We start from the raw sequence: 21,594 nt of genomic DNA, 5'->3' as shown, positions 1-21,594 counted from the left end.
TTGATCGCATCCTCCAACCACCATGCCGGCAGTGTCCTCACTGCGGCAGGACGCTCAGTCCACCCTCATCACAGAAAATGCCAAAGTAGTGCTAGTGCCGGTTTCCTTTATCTTGCCCTCCGCCTTCCCCTCCGTTTCTGCCCCTCCGGCCCTCATGATCCTGCTCCATCAGTTGCCTGATCCTGCACACCGATAGATGCAGCGATCCGCACCGCCGGCTCGCCCGGCAAAGCGAATTTGAGACGCCATGTGCGCCACGATTCCGCGACCGCTCCGCTGCCGGGAAACAGGTCGTCAAGCGTGTCTTCGGGGCGCGCGGCGACCATCTCGAAAGCCCAATGACGGACCGCTTCGGGCTTCGCGCCAGTGAGGCCGCGACGAAGCGTGATGCTCTCTTGAATCCAGTCCCGCATCACAAGCCGCTTGCTGACGACGGGCTTTCGCGCGGCCTTCACGATGACCGGCTCCCACGCAAACGCGACAGGGATATTGCGCTTGAACGCCGCGAAACCCTTCACCCAGGCCATCCACCGCGCGCCCGTCCGTTCAACGAGCGGCGCAAGCGTCGCGATGGAGCGCGGCGTCGCGGCGGCGTGCAATATCCAGCCATCATAGTCGCGCTCCAGCCGCTCTATCAGGCGCACATGATCGACCTCGCCGGCATAGTCGGGGTGGCCACGGTAAAGATGCGCGCAGCCTATATACGGTGGATCGGCATAGGCAATTTTCATCGGCGATCCCGCTCCGAAACGGAGGCGAACAGGTCGCCGGACTACATGTCGGCTGACGGTTTGGCGGTCGCCTGGCTGTCGTTCTGGCGCACGATAAAGAGCGGTGCTTCGCGCCAGTCGGGCGGCGGCGCAGCCCGCTGCGCTGGTGCATCGGATGCAGCCGCGCCGCCAAGGATCGGCGCGAGCGCGGCGACATAGGCGCGTGTCTCGGCGGGCAGCGGGCGACCGGTTGAACGGTGCTCGTCGTAGCGGCCAGGGCCGGCATTATAGGCGGCGAGCATCGCAACGACATTGCCGTAACGATCCCACAATTCGCGCATGTAGGCGGTGCCTGCGAGGATGTTGTCGCGCGGCTGCCAGGGATCGCGGCCGAGCCGATAGCGGACGCGCAAGCCCGCCCAGGTGTCGGGCATGACCTGCATCAAACCAATCGCGCCGGCTGACGAAACCGAGCGCACATCGCCCGCGCTCTCGGCGCGCACCACGGCGCGAATCCAGTGTTCGGGGATGCCGAACCGCTGCGACGCCTCGGTGATGTGCGCGGCATAGGGATCGACGGCAACCGGGCGCACGACCGACGCGGACTGTGCGACCACGACGCCCGATCCCGTGCAGACGGAAAGCGCCCCGGCCAGCAACAGAACAGCACAACGCCATGCCGCCCTGTCTCCGCCACGCCGCCAGGCTGCCAGCGTGCTCGCTACGGTAAAGGGTGCGCGCGAAGCGCCGGCCGATGGCCGCCCTTGATCTTCGCTACGCGCGCCGGCCGTCCGGTCGTCGAGCGGGACGAGCGGGGTGAGCGGTGACGGCGGCAAAGCCGCCGGCAAAATGCTCCAGTGAAGCATTTTGAACCGCGAATACGGATTTCCCGCGAACAAAGGGATGGGAGGAACGCGCACCGATCAGCTCCGATCCTCGCGCGCCTTCGGCCGCTTCCACGCGAGCCGGAAGGTGCGTCCCTCGTCGTCGGCCTGGAACAATGCCGGGCGAAACAGCGCGGGGAAAATCGGACTGTCGATCTCCAGGGCGATGTAGTCGCCGGCCTTCTCGCCGACACGTTTCCAGCCGCCGCCAATTTCGGGACCGTCCTCGTCGTCGAGATGAATGCGGTAAGCCGGCGCGTTGTCGGCGTCGCCCGGCTCGATGGCGACAAGCACGATTTCCTCGTCGATGCCGAACAGTCGAACACGGCCGACGTAACCGTTAGCGGTAGGTTCCAAGATATTGGCAGGCATTGTCAGTCTCCTTGCGGTTGGTGGGGGAAGCGCGAGGTCAGTGCGTCGGCGCGCGCCACTCGTAGCGGCCGACGCCATCCTCATCGGTCCAGAGCGGGGCGGCTCGGCCGATGACGGAGCTTGCGGGGATGGGTCCGAAATAGCGCCCGTCGAGGCTGTCGCGGACCTCCCAATTCAGAAGGAAGATTTCGCCGGGAGCGATGACGCGGCAGCCCTGCCAGATGGGCAGTTCACGGCCGATCCGGTCGCGCTTCAGCGCCTCGGCCATCTCGATGCCGTCAACCGTGATCGCGCGGCCGATGCGGCAAACCCGCTGCCCCGGAAGGCCGACGACGCGCTTCAACAGAGGCACGCCGCGCCCGACATAGCCGCGCGCGATCATGAAGGCGGCGAGCGGTTCGGGCGGCATGATGGCGACAAGATCGGGCACCTCGATCCGGTCGGCCGGCTCGACAGTGTAGAAGCCGACCGGCGCGCTGGCGGTTGCGTTCCAGATGAGTTTCGTCGGCGTCTCGACGGCGCTTGCGACGGCAACGCCCATCGCGGCCAGCGCCGTGATGGTGAGATAGCGGCGGCCCGTCACGGGTCGATCCTCCGACGCCCGATCCACGCCGCATGTCGCTCCGGCGTGTAGTCGCTCGGCTCCAGATTGGCAGTCAGGCGGTTGTGCGCGTGCCGCCAGTAGTCCGGCGACACGTCGGCCGGATCGAGGCCCAGGGCTTCCACGGCATCGATAGCGGCAAGCGCGCGCTGCACCTTCGGCCAGCCGTCGAGCCGCAAGAGGATTTCGCCACCTGGGCGCACAAAGGGCAGCGTTTGATACGGCTCGCCCCGACCGATGGCGCGTACAATGTCGATGCGGGAAACGACTGTGCCGTGCTCGCCGGCCGCCCACCGGACGAAGGCGAAGATGCTCTCCGGTGCGAAGCCGACAACGCTGCGGCGACGGTCGATGATCTGTTCGTAGCTCTTGCGGCCGAAACGAATCCAGTGCTCGATTCTCTGCTTCTGGAAGGTCAGTTCGACCAATGTGGTGAAAGGCGCAGGCCCGTTCGGCAGCGGACGGCCGTGCGCGCTGCGATGGGCGCGGCGGATCATGGTTCGTCTCCGGGGATGGGTTGGGGGCCGCGCGCGAGCACCGCGTCGAGCGCGGTTTCGGTGCGCAGGATGGCGCGGCCGATGGCTTCGGGAATTTGCGGAAGAACGGCATCGCCGAACGCCTCGACGATCAGGCTGGCAGCAGACGTCCCTTTGCGACTGCCGAGCGCAATGCGCGTGTCAGCCACCCAGGCGGAAATCCCATCATCCAGCCGTAGGTGATGGGCAAGGCCGCCGTTCCAGTCAGCCCATGGCTCCGCAACATCGTCGCCAGCGCCCGCGCTCCCGCCCATTTGTCCGGTGCGCGATCCGTCATCGCGCCGTCCATCACCGCGTCCATCGTGGGGGATTTCCTCCGGTCGTAGGCCGGACTCCAGCCATCCATCCTGCTGTCCCGCTTGGTCGGGGTGGGAAGGATTTCCGCCGCGTGGCGCAGAAGGTTCGGCGTGTCGATCTGCGCTTTCGCGCCGTTCGCCCGCTTGCCCGTCTCGATCTCCTGCGCGCTCAACCGACGCCCGCCGTTCGGTTTCACCGGCGTCGGCATCATGCCGTAAGGTGGCTCCAGAGTGTCGAAATGCAGCGCCTCGCTTATCGTCGGCGTCCGGTCGAAATCGTCCTGATCCGAGGTCATCCTGTCCTTGTGCTTGCGCAGAACGCTGCCCCTCGGCGCTGCATTCGCGGTCGGCGTTCCCATCATTCCCGCATGGCGGCTGGCATGGCCCTGCAACTGGCTGAGAATGTCGCCCCGTCCGCCCCGATCCGCGTCCGACTTCCTCGGCGTCGCCAGGATCATCCGCAACGGATATGTCGATCCGGCCCCGCCGCCCGCGCCATCCATCATCCCGTCCGATGCCATCGGTGTCGGCAGCGGGCGATTGCGGAACAGGTCGTAGAGGCCGGATTCCTTCATCGCCCGGCGTGCGGCAGAACCACCCTCCAGACGGATGCCACCCTGCTGGGATTGCGATACGGGTGTCGGCAAGCTGTTCGGGATCGTAGCCGATGAGCCATGATCGCTTGCGGATATGGTTGGCGCCGACGTTGTCAGCACCCACCACGCACGGTTCGCAGGCGTAGCCGAATGTTTCCAGCTCAGCGAGCAGCCGGTCAGCGCCGCGAGTTCGCAGATTAGGGCTGTTTTCAAAAGCGAACCAGCGAGGCCGGCAATCTCCGACCAGGCGGACGGCTTCGCGGTAGAGGCCCGATCGCTCGCCGTCGATCCCTTTGCCTTTGGCGTTGGCGCTGGAGATGTCCTGGCACGGCGGGCTGCCGACGATGATGTCGGGAAGGATTCCAAGATCGGAAACAAGGCGAGCTGCCGTGAGTCGGCGCACGTCTTCGTAGAGTCTGACATGGGGATTGTTCTCTGCGTAGAGGATGCGCCGCCATTCGACGATTTCGCAGGCGGCAATCGTGACGAAACCGGCGCGATGCAGGCCGAGAGACCAGCCGCCCGCGGCGGCGCTGAACAGGTCGAGGGCGCGCATCATTCGCAAAGCCCGTATTCGCTGTCGCAGAACAGGCCGTGCTCGTCGGCTTCGCGCTGCTCCAGATCGAGAAACAGGTCGTAATTGCGGCCACCCCTTCCCGTGCGGGACCACTCAATCGCCTTGTCGATGGTCGCCCGACCATGATCGGCGGGATCGCCTGGAACGGTCGGTGCGGGCAAAAGGGACGCCGGCGTTCCCGCTATTGCGGTGCGACGTGATACGAGGCTGACCAGCCGCTCCCACTCCCGCACCCGATCCACTTCTGCGGGAAAGCGCATGGCCCACATGCGCAGTTCGCGCTTCCTGACCATGATGCAGGTCGAGCAACCGACCCGGCTCATGCCCATCGTGTAGAGCGGGTTGTGCCTGAGGCCGTGGCGTTCGGAGATGGCGAAGGCGTCGGCTGCGCTCCAGCGGAAAATAGGCCGATAGAGCACCTGGCGAGCGCCGGACGGATGCCGGACCAACTGGATCGGGGGCTTTTTCGCCCGCGCCGGGCTTTCGTCGGCCCGCTCTCCGATCCAGTCGATGACCGATAGCCCCGCGTCGAGCAGCGGGCGCTTGCGGTGCATCATCGGAATCAGTTTCGTTTGTTCGGTGCAAAAGCGCGTCTTCGTGCCGGGAAACCGGCCGTGCAGCATCGCCATGTCAAGGAACGGGATGCCGGTCGGATGCAGCAGCTCGAGCGCACGTTCGATCAGGTTATCGGGAACAGGGGGCGAGACCAGGACGGGGCAATCGCATCCGGCGATCCACTCGGCCTTCATGATCGTGCCTGCTCGCCAGGCAGCTCTCCGGCTGTTGCATGCGCCCTTGTGGCGTGTCCGCCGTTTCTCCTTCGACCATTCCTCGCGCAGCATGGCGCGCTTGCGGGCAAAGGCTGCCTCATCGGTGAGGCCGGGAACGTCATTGGCCGAAACGATTTCGATATGCAGGCCGACGCGCTTTCGAAGCCAGTCGTCGAGATAGGCGATGTGGTCGAGCGTGATCGGATTCTCGTGGCCGTTGTCGGCAGCGAGAAAACGCGGAGCGAGGTTTCCGAAGGCCTCCAGCCCCTTGCGGTCGATGCGCTCGACCATCTTGCAAAGAACGGCCTGGCTGTCCTTGCCACCGGAGATGCTGCCGAAATGCTGAACGGTGCATGTCATGGCGCACCTCGACAGGTGGCACCGGCACCATGGCTCGCGCGTGCGCGCGTCAAAGAAGAAGAGTTAGATTCTTTGTTAGATTCTTCTATAGAGTCCGGCGCGCGATTTGCGCCTAATGTGCCGATACTGTTTGCGCCTAATCTGCCGATAGTATCCACATGATTATCAACAGGCACTGTGGAAAAGTTTTCGGGGAGAAAACGCAGCAATTCGCGCCTGTCTTCCCACTCGATTTCAAGCCGATATCCGGGAAGCGGCTGGCGAGCGGCGATGCGGCGCAGGTCGAGCGCGAAGTCGGACGGCCGCGCGAGGCTGCCGGATTTTTCGTGGAGATGGCTGATCTCGAATGCCCAGCCCTCGGGCTGGTGCCCGGCGTGCTTGCGGGCAACACGATAGAGCCACCGTTCGATACCGCCAGTGAGCCGGAAATAGGCCGGGTCGATAGTCAGGACCAGTGATCGATCTATGACGCTGGCATAGAACCATTCTGGCAGGACGAACTCCATGCCCTCGACGCGGCCAGTGCGCGTCGTCATTTCCTCCCATTCGTTGATCCATGAGAATTGCCGACGCCGCCAATGCCGACCGTTGCGGATCGTGGTGGCGATGACGGTGGATTGCAGGCGGGCAAGCGCCGCCTTCAGCAGCAGATACTGGTGATTTCCAGTTGGACGCCCGATGGCGCGCAGCAACTGATAGGGCGTGAAGCGGAAGAAGCGCGATGTCGGGATGCCGCTGTTTTCGGCCGCCACAATCTGCGAGGCGGCCCAGATCAGCACGTCGGCATCCCAGATGGTCGCCATGCCATGCTCGGGCATGGCGAAGACCTGCACTTCTATGTCTGCGGCCCTGTAGAGAATCGGCTTCAGGCGCGGGCGCTTGCCCAGCGAGAAGAATGGCCGTTCCATCAGGTCACGTTGATCGCGCGGCGTGGCGTCGCCGGTCGCAATCACGAAAGGATCGAGGTGAATACGCTCGCTGTCCTCGTCCCGCCGCGCGGGGCTATGATCGTCCTCGCGCCGCATTCAGAGCCGGTCCTGTTCTTCCGGCGTCAGCGGGCGAGCAGGAAAGACCGTGCCGGCGTCCATGTCCTTGGGAGACTTCCGGGCACCAATTTTTGTCCAGGCTTCCAGATCAGCGACGGCGTAAACGACACGCCCCCCGATCTTTCGATAAGTTGGCCCGGTCCCATAGGTCCGGTGCTTTTCAAGAGTGCGGAGCGAAATGCCGAGGAAATGCGCGGCCTGTTTGGTGCGCAGAAATCTCGGCGGCAGGTCCGCCAGCGGATCGGGCATGAGATCACCTCCGGTTCGTCAGACATGCGGCTGTCGGTGGCGACAGCGGGCTGTGGCGAACCATGGCGAGGGATCGACGGCCTGTAGCGGGCCGCATTTGCGCATATACTGTGGCGGCCCCCCGGCAGAGGGCCGCGCTGGAAAGATGGCTGTCAGTCGTGGCGGGGCTTTATGGGGTAGTGCAGAAGCAGCCGATAACCGCCCTTCATCATCTTCAGGCCATTGACGACGAGGCGACGCACCTGGTTTCTGCGCGGATCGCTCTCCCAATCCTCCTTCGTCCCGCGAAAGCCCAGCAGCACCTCCGCTATGGTGCGCAGGCTCTCGCCGCAAAGCCTGGCGTCAAGCGCCCGCAGCGACAGAATATGAAATTGCCGAAGCTGATCCGGGATTGCGCGGAAATCCGGTCCCGGCACTCTGCCATTGAGCGAACGCCACAAGCGCCTTGCCGCGTGGACGCGCATTTCAAGAAAGGAATCCATCGGCAGACTGACAGCGTAAAACGCCGCAGCATCGGGCGCCGCCTCGGGTAGCCAGAACTGGTGTGCCACGCCATCGACATGCCAGATGCCGTGCCAGCCATCGGCCGCATGACGTAGGTCCAGCCCGTCAAGATGGGCCAGTGTCAGCGCGGGCGTCCCAGGATCGCCCTGATCCTGGATCGGCGACAACAAAACCGCATGCGGCTGGAGATGTGGAATCCAAAATTGCGACCGAAGATCAGGAAGAGTTTCGGGATCGCACGGGAAATCGCAACCCCCAGCGGTGAGAAAACGTCTCCAGGCGGCGGCGCGGATTTTTCAGTCGTGCGATGGCGCGAAAATCCCGATGATACTCATCATCTCGCCGCAGATACTCCCAGGCGAAACCGGCGGCTGGTATGCGGTTCGTGTGCCCATATGCCGCCGGAGCACGCCAATCGATGTTCAGCATGGCGTATCCTCCCTATGGCGGGCGCGCATGGCTGCGCCCGAACAGAGAGCATTCTGAATATTTAAGTGCGAGGGTAGCCGCACAAATGAGATAACTGTTACTCGTAATCCGATAAATCTGTTGATCTTTTTTATTCTTAACAATGCTTGCATTGTCTGGCGAGCCGGGCGTCGCCCGGCGAGCGCGATTTTTCGCGCTGCCCGCGGGACGCGCGAAGACCGCCAATCCGGGAGGGATCGGCGGTGGCGATGTTTGAGATAAAGCGATCGGATTACGGGCGAAGCCAGCGCCACGGCTCATCCGTTCCCGCGCGCCGATAGGACAGGCGGCGGCAACGGAACGGTGCCCATAGGTAACTCAACGGCTCGAAACCGTGCCACCAATCCGCGTCAATGTCGCTGCAACGGCCCTCGAAAAGCACATCACCGTTTGCGAGGTGAAGCCGGAAATCCATCGGCAGGGCGGCGCCCTGTTCGGGGGTTCCGCGAGCGGGAACGCCGTTGGCGTCCTCTCCCAATCCGATGCAGCCGCCATGATGATCTGTCGTAACGATCCAGCGCATGTCATGCCCTTTCGTCTTGATGTTGGGATGAGAAGCGCCCGCCACTCGGACAGGCGCATGTGACGGGGAGAGGCGCGGCTTATGCCGCCGCCTTCCCGCATTGCAGGGCAAACAGCCGGTCGCTGGCGGTGCGGTAATGGCCGCTGTCCAGCTCAATGCCGGCCCAGTCACGGCCAAGTTGCTGCGCTGCCGCCAGTGTCGAACCGCTGCCGCAGAACGGGTCCAGCACAAGGTCGCCGGGCTTCGTGAAAGCCTCGATCAACGGCGCCAGTGCTTCAACAGGCTTTTGCGTCGGATGCAGCTTGTTGCCCGCATAGGGGAAGTCGATCACGTCCGGGATGGGATTTTCGGGCAGGCAAACATTGCCCTTCGCCAGCAAGTAGGCTTGCTCATGCTGGTAGCGCAGAAACCTCGCCGATGACGCATAACGCTTGCGGAAAACGATATGCCCGACAACGCGGAAACCTGCAGCTTTCCATGCGTCCATGAACAAATCGACCTTGTTCCAGCCGTAAAACGAAACGGCGAAACCTCCATCCCTCAAAACGCGGTGCATCTGGTTGAAGGCGGGGCGGAGCCAACGGGCGTTGTCGTCGTTCGCCACCTTCCGGCCGCCACGGTCGCGATAGTTCACCAGATAGGGCGGGTCGGTCAGAATGAAGTCCACCGATCCCCTTTCGAAAGAGCGCATAGCCTGGATGCAATCGGCATTGAAGATTACATTGCGGGGGGCCTGGGTGCTGTTGGTCATTGTCTTTTTCCTTCGGGTTTTGGGGTTCAGAGCAGCGAAGCGCCGCTCCTGAACCCTTGCCCGTCGGCGAGACCGGGGTAGCAAGGTGCAAGGAAAGTCTTTGGCACCGTGGAATAAATGGAGGGGACCCGCTTACGGGGAGCGGGCCGTTTATGCCGCGAAAGGCCACAGAGTTTTCTTGGGCCGCGCGAGGGCGGAGCCATTAGTATATTTTTTCTACAGTTCCCTCGAACGATTCTCTGTTCGTCATGCTGATGCTCAAAATAGGCACCCGATTACCTTGGTGAGGAGAAGCCGAGAACGGCAATGAGGGGGAAACAGACTGGCTAGGTTCAGGTGCCTGTACCGGGAAAGCTGCTACTCGCTTGGTAACCGCACTTCAGCAGCAATGCGCCTTCAAACTCGTCATTTGAGACCTTAAAGCGGATGGCCGCAACCAGACACTGTCGAAGCGCAGAAAATCGGCGCTAATCGGCAAGGTTAGAATTCGCTCCTCGCTGGCAGCGCACTTATTTCTCCTTCGGCAGAGAGAAGCCGAAGTGTTAAGATCCGTGCTGTTTGTACCTAGCGGGCCTACTTCGTTATCGCCGAAAACGGGGTGTCCAGCTTTCGAGAAGGCTGTTTTCATCGTCTTCGTCGTCCTCTGGATCGCCGTCCGGACCGATGCTACCTGAAGACAAGACTGTCAGGACCTTTCCATAGCGTCCCAGTCCGACGGATTCCTCGGATACTACAGCGTACGTTGTGCCGCCAAGCCAGTCCCGCACGTCGGTCTCGTCACTCAATCGGTCCCCGGCAGCGACGCGCTCAGGATCCGCTGCGAGAGTTGCTGTCGCGGTGCCCGTCGGCAGCGGCGTACCCTTGCGAATCCAGTCCAGTTTCGGAAGCGATTTCATAGCATCCGACATGAAGCAGTAATCGATGATGCCCCCGGTGCTGACGATGACGGCGACGGCGGCGTTGGACAGTTCCGCGAAGCGAATGGCCGTTGCCGTGCGCGAGGTCACGCACAACTCGGCCATCTGGCCGATCGCATCCAGGCCGGGATCGAACCGGTCCATCGCTTTGCGAAATGGCGTTTCCGGCATCAGAAGCCCGGCAGCGAAATGATCCGCCTCCAGCTCATAAGGGTCGTTGGTCACGAATCCGGCACGCGAGACATGGATACCGCCCTTGATGACCTGGTCGATATGCCCCGGCAGGAAATAATGGCCGAGTTCATGGCTGACGCTAAAGCGTTGAAAGCCGGGGCTGGGAATATGGGTGGCAAAGATGATGCCGAAATCATTGCCGTGCCGCAGCAGCATCCCGGATACGCCGTCATGTTCCGCCGGTTTCCCTTGCACCACGATGTCACGGCTCTCCGCAATCGCGAAAGGATCGACAGGCAGCGTCGAAATGCCTTCATCCCGAAGAAACGCTTCCGCCGTCTGCCGGGCGAGTTTCAGGCTGAATATGCGGCTCACGGGGCCTTGTCCTTCTTCGCGTTGCGCTTGGCGAGCATCTCCAGAAAGTCCTTGGCAATCTCGCGGTCGCTGCCCGTCAGCTTGCCTATGTCGCGGAAAAGGGGGTCGCCCGCCTGCGCAAGTTCAGGGCTGTCCACGCGCCCCAGCAGATAGTCTGTGGTAATCTCCAGCGCATTGGCGAGTCGCCGCAGCGAATCAAAGGACGGCTTACGGCCGGTCTCGAAATGCGCGATGGAGCTGGCCGGCATCCCAGCGCGAGCGCCAAGCTGCTCTTGGCTGTAACCCCTTAATTCTCGAGCACTTTTTAGCCTTTCGCGGAAAATTTCGCTGGGGCTTTCACTATTGGTCATGTCTTCTCCGTCATGATAAACTTGACGCCAATTGATCGGCGTCCTATTTTATAGACATGTATCTCATGTCTTCCCCGACATGAGCAAGCTAAATCCCGGCGACCCCGCCCTTCCAGAAGGAACTTAAAGACATGTCCGTACCGGACCCTTTTCATAAGACTGATGCCCTCGATGAGGTGCTTCTCGATGTGGCGGCGCTGATAGAACTCAGCCCGCACGATCGCAAGGTCACCGAAAACCGCTATCGCCGCCTCAAGACCCATCTTGAGCGCCGCGGCAGCCCGCTTGCGCCGTACCTGATCGACGGCGTCAGTCTGATCTATGCGCAGGGCTCGATCGCCACGAGCACGACGATCCTCAGCGGGACGGATGACGACCGCTTCGACGTTGACGCCATCGTCGAGATCGACGTGCCCCCAGACTGGGATAACAGCCGGGCGCTCGACCTTTTGGAAGAGTCGTTGCAGGGGTTCCCCGGCGTCATCAAGATCGTTCGCTGCACCCGCTGCGTGCAGCTCCAGTTTCCGTTCATGCACATGGACGTCACGATCCTCGACCGGCGGCAGCGTCTCGCCGTGGAGAGGGCCGGCGAAATTTTCCATTCGCCCGACACCGGTCCAGCGTTGCGGGTTCCGTCCAACCCGTGGGGATTCACCAACTGGTTCCGGGGTCAGGTCGGCGTCGGTCAGGAACTCTTCGCGGAAGCCCTGCGGCGCCATCGCGGCGCGGTCTCCAAAAACCGCCTGCGCTATCTCGACGAGCAAGAGCGGCTGGTTGTCGCCAAGGCCGAGCAGCATGAGTTGCCGCCCGTCATCCCCAGTGCGATCGACGCGCAGGAGGCCGTCGCGCTCAAACTGCTGAAGCGGTACCTCAACCTGCGTTACGAGGGTTTGCCCCTGTCGCGCCCGCCTTCCATCTACCTGACCAAGCGCGCCGGCTGCGTGGGGTACATCCCGCTCGGCCTCACCGCCCAACTCTATGCCTTGGCCGACAGCACGGCGAAGATCATGCGCCAGCATCTTGCGGACGACACCCGCCCGCGCGAAGAAAACCCCTCTTATCCGCCGGACCGCATCAATGACCGCTGGCCGCGGGCCGATGCCGCGGGCCTTGCCGACATGAAGGCGCTGGCCGAAGCGCTGGAGCACCTTGCGGCACGGCTGGAATTCATGGCGAGGGCGTCGCTGACCGATATCGCCAACATGATCGACGAGTTGTTCGGCGAGCGGATCGGCAGGGAACAGCGCGCCATCCTGATGGAGCGCTACGATCGCCGGGACCGGGCGGCGCCGGTGCTTTCCGCGCCGTGCACCGGCGGCATCTATGCCCCGTCCATCGTTGCCGCGCCGGAACGTTTGCGTGAGGTGCCACGCCACAATTTCCATCCCTTCATCCTCGATGCGCCGACGGACGACCCGGATGAAGATTGACGGCGCGCGCTCGCCCGATGCCCAGCTCAAGGCGATGGCCGCCCAGTGGCCGGACTTCCAGGGCAGGAGACTGGGGGACGGCACATTGGCGTGGCGGGGGCCGCTGCGGCCCAAAGCCCGGCTGTATGAAGTGTTCCTCTTCTGGAAGCCGGGCGCGATGACGCTGCCCTATGTAATGGTCATCGATCCGCCGCTGGAGCCGCGGCCGGGCAGCACCTTCGCCGAGATCCCGCATCTGATCTACGACGCGAACGATCCCCCCAGCTCCGGCCTGTGCCTGTTCGACCCCGAGGGTGGCGAGTGGTCCGCCGCGTGCCTGATCGCGGAGACGACTATCCACTGGGCCGCCGAATGGCTCGCCTACTACGAGCTGTGGCACCTAACGGGCGAATGGCTCGCGCCCGGCGTCGGCTACGAAAGCGTGGCGCGCATGCACGCCGCTGACGCGCAAATCATCCGGGAGGTGAAGGCCGATGTTCACTGACCGCCGCGCCAACAGCCTGCCGACCCGCCGTGCGCGCCAACCTTGGCCGGCGGACAGGCCGTTCAAAATCCTCTCGCTCGACGGTGGCGGGATTAGGGGCATCTACACCGCCGAAATCCTGGGGCGTTGTGAAGAGAATTTCTGCGGCGGCGCGCCGCTGGCGCAGTATTTCGACATGATCGCCGGCACATCGACCGGCGGCATCATTGCCCTCGGCCTGGGATTGGGCATTCCAACCGCCGGGATCACGGGGTTCTACTACGATGACGGCCGGAAGATATTCCCGCCGCTGCCGAATGGATGGATCGGCCGGGCCCGCCGGTTCCTGCGATCCCTCAACGGCCCGAAGCTGGTTCACGAAGAGCTGGAAGAGGCCCTGAAGCGCCGATTCACTGATCATCTTCTCGGCGACTCCATGACCCGGCTGGTCATTCCGGCCTTCATGATGCCGAAGACGGAAATCGCTGTTTTCAAGACCGATCATCACAAGGACTTCAGGAACGATCACGCGACCCCGATGTGGAAAGTGGCGCGAGCAACCTCGGCAGCGCCGACCTATCTCAAGGGCCTTGAACATGAAGAAAGCGGCCGGATTTTCATCGACGGCGGCGTATGGGCCAACAATCCGATCATGGTCGCGCTCGTCGATGCCATCACCGCCTACGATATAGGTTTCGACCAAGTGGAGATTTTCAGCATCGGCACCGGCAATGCGCCCTTCGCCCTCCGCAAGCCCGACGTGTTCCGGGGGCTGATCGCGTGGCGAGAGGCGATCAAGGCGGCGATGTTCCTGACCACCGACAACGCGACCGCCCAGGCGAAGTTGTTGCTCGGGCCTGACCGCTGCCTGCGTATCGAGCCCGACGAAGCCGATTCGGCGATCGAGATGGACGACTATGACGAAGCGTTTGCCCGCCTGCCGGACCGGGCTGCCGAGCATTTTGAGAGCAGGCGCACCGAGATTTCCTCCTTCTTCGGGAATAAGGTGCTGCCCCGGGAGAAGCATTTTTCTGGGAAGTAGCTTATCCGTGTGTGTCTGCGGACTTGAGGTCGCACTCGGCCGCGGCACTGGCATCCGTCTGCCCCAGACAAACGGCAGATTTCGGGTGAGCCAGGAACTCTACGGACGGCGACAAGGAGGTCGGCAGCGGACAAAAAGGGCGGGAACCAACCGTTTTCGACCACCGGGACTATGACTGATCGCCGAGAGACGATTGCCGGATCGCATGGCCCCGAACCCTTCAATCCGTCGCAGAATCCCTCGCCGCCTCGATCCGCGCCAGAATAGCCGCAGGAGAAATATCCAGCGCAGCCACGATGTCCATAAACTCTATGACATCGATCCGCCGTTCTCCGTTCTCATACTTGGCGACGAAGGATTGCGGTTTACCGAGTGCTAGCGCCACTTCGGCCTGCGTCATTCCCCTGGCCCTGCGTGCTTCGACCAGCAGGGAAATAAGAAGCTGCTGTCTTGGCGTACGCAGGGATTTCTGCATTCAGAACCGGCTCCATTGATGAGAAGGAGCCGTTCTGCTAATCCTGTTATGGGATTATCCCATTTCGGGATTATATATATTGCCAACCTGCAATGGAGGGCGTGTCATGCGCGTCAGACCCAATCTTGACCCCGATGTCGAAGACGAAGCTCCGACCGGCCCCGACATTACGATCTACGATGAAGAGCATTTCGTGACCTACCTGCGCCTGCTGGACGCGGAAGCGGACGGTGCGGCCTGGACCGAGGTGGCGCGGATCGTGCTGCACCGAGATCCCGCCGCCGACCTCGTCCGCACGCGGCGGTGCTGGGAAAGCCATCTCGCCCGCGCGCAATGGATGACGAAGACCGGCTATCGGCGGATTCTGGAACAGGCGGTCGAGGAACAGGACCGGCATAGCCGGCATTGAGGATGGCGCAATGGCTGCGCCGGTCACTTCGCGACTGTGAACATCTTCCGGAACAGCTCCTCCGATCGCGCGATGCCCTCTTCGGTGAGCCAGACGGATTTGGCCTTGTTGACCGGATCGCCGATGAAGCCTTTCTCGTGCAGCCGGTTCATCGCGCTCCAGTCGAAGCCTTTCCACGCCCGGCCGTCGCGGTCGAGCGTCAGGTAGAGCAGCGCGAGAACCGCATCGTCGATCTTGTCCTTGTCGATCTCCATTGCACGATATTCTCCCGATTACAGACCGTCCTTTTTATACGCTATGGTATCCTAAACACCGCACGGCTGCGATCAGGCTCTTTTCTTTTGATGGCGCACGGCTCTTCGATGGTCCCTGCCCCTTCCGGGCATGGGATTGTTGGAGACGATGGCGCTCAAACGGGACAGGATCAGCATCGAGGTAGTCGGACCTTCGGCCACGCCGGAACCGGCACGCAACGGCGTCAGCCGCGCCGACGAGGCCGTGCTGATCCTCGCCCGGTTGATCGGCCGCCAGATCGCCCGCGAGCAGTTCGAGCGCAAGCTTAAACTGGAGCGAAGAGCACAAAGGAAGCGCCCGGCAGGCAGGGATGTCTGACTTCATCGTTGCAAAAACACGAATTACACGTATAATTCAGGCATCCCAATCGAAAGGATGCCTGCCATGCCGACAGTCGGTTCCCTCGAATTCCAGCGCAAGTTCGGCGAGTTCCAGCACCAGGCGCAGCGCGAGCCGGTGGAGATCACCCGGCACGGGCGGCGCGAGTTCGTGCTGATGACCGCCGATCATTACGATTGGCTCCGTGCCGCCGCGCAGCGGACACACCGCACGGCAGATGCCGCCGATGTGGTGATCGACGCCGTAGAGCGGGCCGAGATGGACCCGGAACACGCCCACCTCGACGATCTGCTGAAGTAAGGCGGCGGCGTGGCGATCCCTGAACCGAAGCCCGGCCTTGTCCTCCGCTACGATTACCTCTGGACGCATGAAGCCGCTGCCGGCCAGGATCAGGGCAAGGACCGCCCGGCCTGCCTCGTCGCCGCGACCGATGCGCTTGTGCGCCCGCGCCTTGTGGTGCTGCTGCCGATCACCCACACGCCGCCCTCCGGCGATACGGTCGGCGTAGAGATCCCGGCGAAGGTGAAGCAGGCTATTGGCCTCGACGATGCGCCGAGCTGGGTGATCGTCTCGGAACATAACATCGACGAATGGCCCAATGGCGGGCTATCGCCGGTTCCCGGCAAGCGGGGCGAGTTCGCTTACGGCTTTATCCCGCCGGGGCTGTTTGCGAAGATCAGGGCCAGCTTCCTCGAACTGGCCCGCGCCAAGAAGAGCGGCGCGGTGCGCCGCTGACCATGGAGTTTTGAAAGGACCAACCGATGACCCGCGTTGCCCTCTATGCCCGCTATTCCTCCGACAATCAGCGGGACGCCTCGATCGAGGATCAGTTCCGCATCTGCCGCGAGCAGGCGAAGCGCGAACGATGGAAGGTCGTCGGCACCTACAAGGATGCGGGCATCTCCGGCGCGAGCATGATCCTGCGCCCCGGCATCCAGTCTCTGTTGCAAGATGCGCAGGCGGGCCAGTTCGACATGGTGCTGGCCGAGGCGCTGGACCGCATCAGCCGCGACCAGGCCGATGTGGCGACGCTGTTCAAGCATCTCAAGTTCGCCGGCGTTCCCATCGTCACGCTGGCCGAGGGCGAGATCAGCGAGCTTCACGTCGGCCTCAAGGGCACGATGAACGCGCTGTTCCTCAAAGACCTCGCGGCCAAGACACATCGCGGTATCCGTGGCCGCGTCGAAGACGGCAAGTCGGGCGGCGGCCTTTGCTATGGCTATAAAGTCGTGAAACAACTCGATGCGCGCGGCGACCCGATCCGGGGAGACCGCGAGATCGACGAAGCCGAGGCCAATATCGTGCAGCGCATTCTCCGCGACTATGCTGCGGGGATCAGTCCGCGCGTCATCGCAAAGACGCTGAACGAGGAAGGCGTGTCCGGTCCCGAAGGGCGACTCTGGAACGACACCACCATCCACGGCCATGCAAAGCGCGGAACCGGCATCCTCAACAACGAGCTTTATATCGGCCGCCTGATCTGGAACCGGCTGCGCTATATCAAAGACCCATCGACTGGAAAGCGCGTCTCGCGGCTGAACCCGGAAGCGGAGTGGATCGTCAAGGACGTTCCCGAACTGCGGATCGTCGATGATGAACTCTGGCAGGCGGTGAAGGCGCGGCAGGCTGTCACGTCGGCCAAGTATGCCAACGTCGCCGAGGGCATCCGCAAGCATCACAAGAAGAACCGCCTGAACGGCACCCATCGGCCGAAGACGCTGCTCTCGGGCCTGATCTTCTGCGGCTGCTGCGGTGGCCCGTTTTCCATCCGAGGCTCCGACCGATTCGCCTGCTCGACGCATGTGACCAAGGGCACCTGCTCCAACAATCGAACGATCCTACGCGAGGACCTGGAACAGCGCGTGCTCACCGGGCTCAAGGATCGGATGATGGCCCCTGAAGCGGCGGCGGAAGCCATGCGCGCCTATGCCGAGGAAACCAACCGCCTCAATCGGGAACGTCGCTCGAACGGCGATGCCTGGAAGGTTGAGCTGGTGAAAATCCAAAAACAGATCAGGGGAATCATCGAGGCGATCAAGGAAGGCATGTTCCATCCGAGCATGAAGGGCGAGATGGATGCGCTCGAAGCCCGCAAGGCGGAACTGACCGAACTGCTCGCCGACATTCCAGAAGATACGCCGGACATTCTGCCGAGCGCGTCGGCGATCTACGCGAAGAAGGTTGCGGCGCTAACCACCGCCCTCGCCAGGCCCGACGAACGGCCCCAGGCGGCTGCGGCGCTGCGGATGCTGATCGAGAAGATCGTGCTCACTCCCGGCCCGGAACGCGGCGAGGTTTTCGCGAAGCTGCACGGCGATCTGGCGACGATCCTGGAATGGACGGAGCGGCAAGCTGTTGGAACGGCTGGTAAAACGACAAAACCCGCCGTTGGAGCGGCGGGTTTGTCGGTCTCAATGGTTGCGGGGGCAGGATTGCTTCTCAAGTTGCGACAATCGCAAGACAAGAATAAAGCGTGCTTAATAGACTGTTTCGATGAACTTTTTTCCGCATGCGCCTGATCCCCAACTGCAATCATTGAGTTCAGCCCTTCGTGGAATGAAGGATTTATTTATTCGAAGCTGTGTCCGCTTGCGGCTACCTATTAGACATCGAAGTGGTGATGGTGGTTGCCCGAAAGCGGACATTGCTAAGCGAAGCGTGATAGATTGAGTTTGGGACGAAGCCGTCGTTCCCAACTCGCTACGCGCATAACGACTTTTGGCGAGAGCTGCCGCTTCCACCCCAGAGAGATGCTTGGTCAATGGCCGATGTTGATCTGATTGGCACGCACATTCTTTGCCACGACAGTTTACATCAGTATAACTAAATGCGTTAGATTTTCTGGTCGAAGGTGCGCATTATTCGGTCGGTTTTGACTAGGATCTCGATAATACGCTGGTAGTGGCGGATGTCGTCATAGGTCAGGGCGCGACCCTTTCGGTCTTTTAGCCATTTTTGCGCGGGCTGATAGCCGCCGATGTGAAACTCCCACGCAATCGCGGGCACGCTATCGAAATATTGCAACGCGTTGATCCAAACGCGGCCTCCATCGAAGTGGGGCTTGTCCACTGTGCTTTCGCCGTCACCGTGGAACGGATAAGGGGTTTCGCCGATGGCAGCGGCTTCCATCAGGTGAAGACGGCGCAGGGATTCACCCCGTTCACTGATCGCGCGGAAGCTCTCGGAGTTGACCGGGAAGGGGATGCGGGGGAAGTCGATTTTTAGAAATTCGGCGTAAGTCACCCGATAGGCAGGACTGTGCAGAACGCCATAGATGTAGTCGAACACCTTGACCTCATCGGGGCGGGCATCTCCGGTGGCAACGCGGAAAGCATCGGTGCCATTGGGTGAGGTCAATGAGCCGGTGAGACCAGCCGTATCACAGATTTGCGCGTAAAGCTTGGCGTCGAAATTGATCCGAATTGACTGATCCAGGGTGCCTGCTTCGGGGTAAAGGTAGAGGGGAAAGACCTGATTCTGCTCTTTGGTCTTAGATGAAACTGCACAACTTTCCGCCGGGAAGTCCGCTGCCAAAACATGTTGGAATCCTGAGAGGGATAACTGCCTCGGAAGCAGCAGGGAGATATTATTCCTGTGCAGTGCATGCTGAACTATCTCGGTCCGAGGATAGTCCATTGTCTCGTACCCAAGATGGCAAAACCGGAGATCGAATGGCCGGTAGAGACATTCAGTGACAGCGGCCTGCCAGTTTGGGTTTTCGGCCAGTTTTTTCCGTTGGGGCGCTAACTGCCAATCGCGATTATCACGCAAAGCCCAACGAGCTTTGATGTCGGTGTCTGGCAGCGAGGCATCGCGGAGCGCGGTTAGTCGCTCCATCAAGGCCTGACGTGTTTCCGCTACGGCAAAGGCGTCGCGATGCGTTTGAAAGCCCAAAACTCGAACCGGCATTAAATCAATGATAGAGAAGCCACAATCATAATGTGCCTCGAGATCAAAATCCTTGGCAGCGAAATAGAATTGCGGGTGCTTGGGTGGCACCAAATGCCATTCGACGCCGCCCAGAGAATTGGACGACAACGTATTATTTTTCGCATCACGAGTGCCCCAGATATCAGCATGACGGACTTCGGCTAGCGGCTTTGCCGCCTTGCCAGCGCGCCGATGTTTAACCGCCACAATGATGGCCACGCCCTGCATGATGTCGAATACATTCTTATCTGGCGAGCCGTCCGGGCAAACCTCCCTCTTCTTAGTATTTCCATGCAAGTCGAGCACGTAGATGCGGTCGAAACTTTGCATCAATCGCCAGCGCATTCCACGAAAAGTGGGGTTGTCCAAATAGCCGTGATTGGTGACGAACCCCAAAACACCTTCGCCATTCTTCTCGATCATGTGTTCAGAAAAACGAATGAATTTCACGTAGTCGTCATTGATCCACTTGCCGTTGCGCTCTTGTAGATTTTCCTGACCGCCAGGCTCCTTCTTATAGTCATTCATCAAGCAGTCGAAAAAGCTACCTTTCTCGAACTTGTTCGACGAATGGCCCGAATAGGGAGGGTTGCCGATCACGCACATGATAGGGGTTTGGCGCTTGATGTCGCTGGCGGACTTGGCCTCATTGGCGATGGCGCGGGAGAGACCGAACAGGGTCTGCTCCACCCGCTCGCCTTCCTCAAGGCTGTTTGTGAGATATATCCCGAGGCGCGGCGGGTGGGCCGATGGTTTGTAGCCCAGACGTGTCAGGATCATGTCCAGCTTCATGTGGCACATGGCATAGCTGGCCATCAGCAACTCGAACCCATGCAGGCGCGGGATCAGGTCACGTTCGATATAGGCGGATAGCTGGCCGGGGGCGACGCCCTTGATCCGTTCAGAAACCAGCTTCACCACCTCAGCCAAGAATGTGCCAGTGCCGGTAGCAGGGTCCAGAATTTGGACTCGGTGAACCTGCTTCTTGATCAAGGCTGGCTTGCCGGTCTTGGGGTGGTTTTGGCCGGTATCCCAATCGATGGTAATCTTGCTGGTATCGGCCAAGCCATCGGCCAGCTTAAATTCGGTTTTCAACACCTCATCTACGGCGCGCACGATGAAATTCACTACGGGTTCGGGCGTATACCACACACCGCGCGCCTTGCGCTTGGAGGGGTTATATTCGGCCAGAAAGTCCTCATAGAAGTGCAGGAACGGGTCTTGCCGCGCGGTGATCTTGCCGAAATTGCGCAGCACCCTGTCCATGTCGGTTGCGCAGAAAACATGGCACAGTTCATCGATCACGCGGCGCAGGCGCTCGTCTAGGTTGGGTCCGGCGATGTAGATGAACAGTTCGCGCAGGAAGGGGTTGGTCTTAGGCAACAGGTCCAGCGCCTCGGCGCGGGTAAAAGTGTCCGGCGTTTCATCGTGGAGCCGCGCAGCAAACAGGCCATAGGCAATGGTTTCGGCGTAGATGTCGGCAAATTCCTCCACGGTGATGTCGTGGATCAGGCTGGTCTTAAACGCTTCATACTGACCGATCAGGTCGGTTGCGGTGCCGCTGGCCTCTTTTGCTTTCATATCCGCCACTAGTGCGCGGCCCATTATGTGCTTTATAATTGCCGCCTTGCCCGCCATCATCGTAGCTAGCTTCGCCGATGACGTCACGCTGAGCGGGGTGATGTGCGCGAAGTCGCTCAGCCTATTTTCCAGCGCGGTGAAATTGGCAGGATGCGTGGGCAGCGACGGGATAGGATCGGCAATGGTGACGAAGTCCACCGATTCGCCGTCGCGGATGAACTCGAAGTCCAGCCCGTTCGTGTAGATCAGGTTAGGCAGGCCTTTCTTGTAGCGTTCCTTCTGCGCCTTGCTGTAATCGGTCGCGGCGAATTTCCGCACGTCCTTGCCGATGTCCTTCGCCTCGCACCAGCCGATGGGAACATCGCCACGGCTGAACACAAAGTCCGGCGCGCCAACGTCGGTTAGGTGCTTGGGTTCATTGATGACCGTCAGCGCGGGGTCAATGGAAGCGAACAATTTGGCCAAGGCAGGGCGGAAGCTATGTTCTGTTGACTGCCCACTAGCGTAAAGCGCGCGAATTTCCGCGAGATAGGCTTCGATATCCATTCTTTGAACGAGCCCCATTATTGCTA

General features: G+C 61.4%; 27 protein-coding genes and 1 pseudogene. 8 read left to right on the top strand and 20 right to left on the bottom strand.

Annotated features, from left to right (window positions below):
* Positions 1 to 152: 152 nt before the first annotated feature.
* The 17 genes and pseudogenes from EDC31_RS10465 to EDC31_RS10390 form a co-directional block, all read right to left on the bottom strand.
* Positions 153 to 731, bottom strand: a complete 579-nt coding sequence (locus tag EDC31_RS10465; protein WP_239641652.1) for a hypothetical protein — start codon at positions 729 to 731, stop codon at positions 153 to 155.
* A 41-nt stretch (positions 732 to 772) separates the two neighbouring features.
* Positions 773 to 1,630 carry a lytic transglycosylase domain-containing protein gene (locus tag EDC31_RS18515; RefSeq protein ID WP_239641650.1) on the bottom strand — a complete coding sequence of 286 codons (858 nt, stop codon included), beginning with the start codon at positions 1,628 to 1,630 and terminating at the stop codon, positions 773 to 775.
* 3 nt (positions 1,631 to 1,633) lie between these two features.
* Positions 1,634 to 1,966, bottom strand: a complete 333-nt coding sequence (locus tag EDC31_RS10455) for a DUF736 domain-containing protein (protein ID WP_042058615.1) — start codon at positions 1,964 to 1,966, stop codon at positions 1,634 to 1,636.
* A 37-nt stretch (positions 1,967 to 2,003) separates the two neighbouring features.
* Complete coding sequence (locus EDC31_RS10450; protein WP_456303996.1) at positions 2,004 to 2,576, bottom strand: S26 family signal peptidase; 573 nt, start codon at positions 2,574 to 2,576, stop codon at positions 2,004 to 2,006.
* A complete protein-coding gene (locus EDC31_RS10445) occupies positions 2,546 to 3,064 on the bottom strand; it encodes a DUF2840 domain-containing protein (RefSeq protein ID WP_042058610.1) in 519 nt (172 codons plus the stop codon). The genes EDC31_RS10450 and EDC31_RS10445 overlap by 31 nt, the downstream gene beginning before the upstream one ends.
* The gene (locus EDC31_RS18145; RefSeq protein ID WP_239641655.1) at positions 3,061 to 3,252 is read right to left on the bottom strand and encodes a hypothetical protein; all 192 of its coding nucleotides are present in this window, start codon (positions 3,250 to 3,252) and stop codon (positions 3,061 to 3,063) included. Before EDC31_RS18145 ends, EDC31_RS10445 begins: the two co-directional genes overlap by 4 nt.
* Complete coding sequence (locus EDC31_RS18140) at positions 3,195 to 4,046, bottom strand: hypothetical protein (RefSeq protein ID WP_239641654.1); 852 nt, start codon at positions 4,044 to 4,046, stop codon at positions 3,195 to 3,197. The genes EDC31_RS18145 and EDC31_RS18140 overlap by 58 nt, the downstream gene beginning before the upstream one ends.
* Before the next feature lie 13 nt (positions 4,047 to 4,059).
* Positions 4,060 to 4,551 (bottom strand): annotated as a pseudogene (locus EDC31_RS18135) (DNA cytosine methyltransferase); the annotation flags it as partial.
* Entirely contained in the window at positions 4,551 to 5,633 is a 1,083-nt protein-coding gene (locus EDC31_RS10435; RefSeq protein WP_239641648.1) for a phosphoadenosine phosphosulfate reductase domain-containing protein, read from the bottom strand. The pseudogene EDC31_RS18135 and the gene EDC31_RS10435, both read right to left, overlap by 1 nt.
* A 65-nt stretch (positions 5,634 to 5,698) precedes the next feature.
* A complete protein-coding gene (locus tag EDC31_RS10430) occupies positions 5,699 to 6,727 on the bottom strand; it encodes a replication initiator protein A (protein ID WP_042058605.1) in 1,029 nt (342 codons plus the stop codon).
* Positions 6,728 to 6,997: a helix-turn-helix transcriptional regulator gene (locus tag EDC31_RS10425; RefSeq protein WP_042058602.1), complete on the bottom strand. Its 270-nt coding sequence runs from the start codon at positions 6,995 to 6,997 to the stop codon at positions 6,728 to 6,730.
* Positions 6,998 to 7,149: 152 nt separating this feature from the next.
* The gene (locus tag EDC31_RS10420) at positions 7,150 to 7,668 is read right to left on the bottom strand and encodes a DUF2285 domain-containing protein (RefSeq protein WP_239641647.1); all 519 of its coding nucleotides are present in this window, start codon (positions 7,666 to 7,668) and stop codon (positions 7,150 to 7,152) included.
* Between the two features lie 49 nt (positions 7,669 to 7,717).
* Entirely contained in the window at positions 7,718 to 7,930 is a 213-nt protein-coding gene (locus EDC31_RS10415) for a transcriptional regulator domain-containing protein (RefSeq protein WP_081797569.1), read from the bottom strand.
* Between the two features lie 271 nt (positions 7,931 to 8,201).
* Positions 8,202 to 8,492: a hypothetical protein gene (locus EDC31_RS10410; protein ID WP_042058598.1), complete on the bottom strand. Its 291-nt coding sequence runs from the start codon at positions 8,490 to 8,492 to the stop codon at positions 8,202 to 8,204.
* A 79-nt stretch (positions 8,493 to 8,571) separates the two neighbouring features.
* Entirely contained in the window at positions 8,572 to 9,243 is a 672-nt protein-coding gene (locus EDC31_RS10405; protein ID WP_042058597.1) for a DNA methyltransferase, read from the bottom strand.
* A gap of 581 nt (positions 9,244 to 9,824) precedes the next feature.
* The gene (locus tag EDC31_RS10395; RefSeq protein ID WP_042058594.1) at positions 9,825 to 10,709 is read right to left on the bottom strand and encodes an ImmA/IrrE family metallo-endopeptidase; all 885 of its coding nucleotides are present in this window, start codon (positions 10,707 to 10,709) and stop codon (positions 9,825 to 9,827) included.
* On the bottom strand, positions 10,706 to 11,059 hold the full coding sequence (locus EDC31_RS10390) for a helix-turn-helix domain-containing protein (RefSeq protein WP_042058592.1): 354 nt from the start codon (positions 11,057 to 11,059) through the stop codon (positions 10,706 to 10,708). Before EDC31_RS10390 ends, EDC31_RS10395 begins: the two co-directional genes overlap by 4 nt.
* A gap of 131 nt (positions 11,060 to 11,190) precedes the next feature.
* Here EDC31_RS10390 and EDC31_RS10385 point away from each other — a divergent pair, with 131 nt between their 5' ends.
* The 3 genes from EDC31_RS10385 to EDC31_RS10375 are packed head-to-tail and all read left to right on the top strand — an operon-like array spanning position 11,191 to position 13,994.
* Positions 11,191 to 12,489 (top strand): nucleotidyltransferase domain-containing protein, encoded by a 1,299-nt coding sequence (locus tag EDC31_RS10385; protein ID WP_042058590.1) that lies wholly within the window; start codon positions 11,191 to 11,193, stop codon positions 12,487 to 12,489.
* A complete protein-coding gene (locus EDC31_RS10380) occupies positions 12,479 to 12,973 on the top strand; it encodes a hypothetical protein (RefSeq protein WP_042058587.1) in 495 nt (164 codons plus the stop codon). Before EDC31_RS10385 ends, EDC31_RS10380 begins: the two co-directional genes overlap by 11 nt.
* Positions 12,963 to 13,994, top strand: a complete 1,032-nt coding sequence (locus EDC31_RS10375; RefSeq protein WP_042058585.1) for a CBASS cGAMP-activated phospholipase — start codon at positions 12,963 to 12,965, stop codon at positions 13,992 to 13,994. The genes EDC31_RS10380 and EDC31_RS10375 overlap by 11 nt, the downstream gene beginning before the upstream one ends.
* A 220-nt stretch (positions 13,995 to 14,214) precedes the next feature.
* On the opposite strand, the gene EDC31_RS10370 is transcribed toward EDC31_RS10375, so the two are convergent.
* Positions 14,215 to 14,469, bottom strand: a complete 255-nt coding sequence (locus EDC31_RS10370) for a helix-turn-helix domain-containing protein (protein WP_042058582.1) — start codon at positions 14,467 to 14,469, stop codon at positions 14,215 to 14,217.
* Between the two features lie 106 nt (positions 14,470 to 14,575).
* Here EDC31_RS10370 and EDC31_RS10365 point away from each other — a divergent pair, with 106 nt between their 5' ends.
* Positions 14,576 to 14,878 carry a DNA -binding domain-containing protein gene (locus tag EDC31_RS10365; protein ID WP_042058580.1) on the top strand — a complete coding sequence of 101 codons (303 nt, stop codon included), beginning with the start codon at positions 14,576 to 14,578 and terminating at the stop codon, positions 14,876 to 14,878.
* A gap of 23 nt (positions 14,879 to 14,901) precedes the next feature.
* Here EDC31_RS10365 and EDC31_RS10360 read toward each other — a convergent pair whose 3' ends face one another.
* On the bottom strand, positions 14,902 to 15,132 hold the full coding sequence (locus EDC31_RS10360) for a DUF6429 family protein (protein WP_042058578.1): 231 nt from the start codon (positions 15,130 to 15,132) through the stop codon (positions 14,902 to 14,904).
* A gap of 148 nt (positions 15,133 to 15,280) precedes the next feature.
* Here EDC31_RS10360 and EDC31_RS10355 point away from each other — a divergent pair, with 148 nt between their 5' ends.
* The 4 genes from EDC31_RS10355 to EDC31_RS10340 all read left to right on the top strand — a co-directional run bounded on the left by EDC31_RS10355 (position 15,281) and on the right by EDC31_RS10340 (position 18,030).
* A complete protein-coding gene (locus EDC31_RS10355; protein WP_239641646.1) occupies positions 15,281 to 15,490 on the top strand; it encodes a hypothetical protein in 210 nt (69 codons plus the stop codon).
* A 66-nt stretch (positions 15,491 to 15,556) separates the two neighbouring features.
* The gene (locus tag EDC31_RS10350; protein ID WP_036703366.1) at positions 15,557 to 15,811 is read left to right on the top strand and encodes a type II toxin-antitoxin system prevent-host-death family antitoxin; all 255 of its coding nucleotides are present in this window, start codon (positions 15,557 to 15,559) and stop codon (positions 15,809 to 15,811) included.
* A gap of 9 nt (positions 15,812 to 15,820) precedes the next feature.
* The gene (locus tag EDC31_RS10345; protein WP_042058570.1) at positions 15,821 to 16,246 is read left to right on the top strand and encodes a hypothetical protein; all 426 of its coding nucleotides are present in this window, start codon (positions 15,821 to 15,823) and stop codon (positions 16,244 to 16,246) included.
* Between the two features lie 26 nt (positions 16,247 to 16,272).
* Complete coding sequence (locus EDC31_RS10340) at positions 16,273 to 18,030, top strand: recombinase family protein (protein WP_042058567.1); 1,758 nt, start codon at positions 16,273 to 16,275, stop codon at positions 18,028 to 18,030.
* A gap of 313 nt (positions 18,031 to 18,343) precedes the next feature.
* Here EDC31_RS10340 and EDC31_RS10335 read toward each other — a convergent pair whose 3' ends face one another.
* Positions 18,344 to 21,568, bottom strand: coding sequence for a type ISP restriction/modification enzyme (locus EDC31_RS10335; protein ID WP_042058626.1), 3,225 nt, complete (start codon positions 21,566 to 21,568; stop codon positions 18,344 to 18,346).
* Positions 21,569 to 21,594 lie beyond the last annotated feature (26 nt).

The sequence above is a fragment of the Acidomonas methanolica genome (assembly GCF_004346035.1).
Lineage (GTDB): Bacteria > Pseudomonadota > Alphaproteobacteria > Acetobacterales > Acetobacteraceae > Acidomonas > Acidomonas methanolica.
This window is presented reverse-complemented; position numbering and strand designations above follow the sequence as displayed.

What these genes read in the sequence shown, in the direction of transcription:
- EDC31_RS10465 (WP_239641652.1), bottom strand. Translation starts at nt 731, where the DNA reads ATGAAAATTGCCTATGCCGATCCACCGTATATAGGCTGCGCGCATCTT.
- EDC31_RS10455 (WP_042058615.1), bottom strand. Translation starts at nt 1,966, where the DNA reads ATGCCTGCCAATATCTTGGAACCTACCGCTAACGGTTACGTCGGCCGT.
- EDC31_RS10445 (WP_042058610.1), bottom strand. Translation starts at nt 3,064, where the DNA reads ATGATCCGCCGCGCCCATCGCAGCGCGCACGGCCGTCCGCTGCCGAAC.
- EDC31_RS10435 (WP_239641648.1), bottom strand. Translation starts at nt 5,633, where the DNA reads ATGGTCGAGCGCATCGACCGCAAGGGGCTGGAGGCCTTCGGAAACCTC.
- EDC31_RS10430 (WP_042058605.1), bottom strand. Translation starts at nt 6,727, where the DNA reads ATGCGGCGCGAGGACGATCATAGCCCCGCGCGGCGGGACGAGGACAGC.
- EDC31_RS10425 (WP_042058602.1), bottom strand. Translation starts at nt 6,997, where the DNA reads ATGCCCGATCCGCTGGCGGACCTGCCGCCGAGATTTCTGCGCACCAAA.
- EDC31_RS10415 (WP_081797569.1), bottom strand. Translation starts at nt 7,930, where the DNA reads ATGCTGAACATCGATTGGCGTGCTCCGGCGGCATATGGGCACACGAAC.
- EDC31_RS10410 (WP_042058598.1), bottom strand. Translation starts at nt 8,492, where the DNA reads ATGCGCTGGATCGTTACGACAGATCATCATGGCGGCTGCATCGGATTG.
- EDC31_RS10405 (WP_042058597.1), bottom strand. Translation starts at nt 9,243, where the DNA reads ATGACCAACAGCACCCAGGCCCCCCGCAATGTAATCTTCAATGCCGAT.
- EDC31_RS10390 (WP_042058592.1), bottom strand. Translation starts at nt 11,059, where the DNA reads ATGACCAATAGTGAAAGCCCCAGCGAAATTTTCCGCGAAAGGCTAAAA.
- EDC31_RS10385 (WP_042058590.1), top strand. Translation starts at nt 11,191, where the DNA reads ATGTCCGTACCGGACCCTTTTCATAAGACTGATGCCCTCGATGAGGTG.
- EDC31_RS10380 (WP_042058587.1), top strand. Translation starts at nt 12,479, where the DNA reads ATGAAGATTGACGGCGCGCGCTCGCCCGATGCCCAGCTCAAGGCGATG.
- EDC31_RS10375 (WP_042058585.1), top strand. Translation starts at nt 12,963, where the DNA reads ATGTTCACTGACCGCCGCGCCAACAGCCTGCCGACCCGCCGTGCGCGC.
- EDC31_RS10370 (WP_042058582.1), bottom strand. Translation starts at nt 14,469, where the DNA reads ATGCAGAAATCCCTGCGTACGCCAAGACAGCAGCTTCTTATTTCCCTG.
- EDC31_RS10365 (WP_042058580.1), top strand. Translation starts at nt 14,576, where the DNA reads ATGCGCGTCAGACCCAATCTTGACCCCGATGTCGAAGACGAAGCTCCG.
- EDC31_RS10360 (WP_042058578.1), bottom strand. Translation starts at nt 15,132, where the DNA reads ATGGAGATCGACAAGGACAAGATCGACGATGCGGTTCTCGCGCTGCTC.
- EDC31_RS10355 (WP_239641646.1), top strand. Translation starts at nt 15,281, where the DNA reads ATGGCGCTCAAACGGGACAGGATCAGCATCGAGGTAGTCGGACCTTCG.
- EDC31_RS10350 (WP_036703366.1), top strand. Translation starts at nt 15,557, where the DNA reads ATGCCGACAGTCGGTTCCCTCGAATTCCAGCGCAAGTTCGGCGAGTTC.
- EDC31_RS10340 (WP_042058567.1), top strand. Translation starts at nt 16,273, where the DNA reads ATGACCCGCGTTGCCCTCTATGCCCGCTATTCCTCCGACAATCAGCGG.
- EDC31_RS10335 (WP_042058626.1), bottom strand. Translation starts at nt 21,568, where the DNA reads ATGGATATCGAAGCCTATCTCGCGGAAATTCGCGCGCTTTACGCTAGT.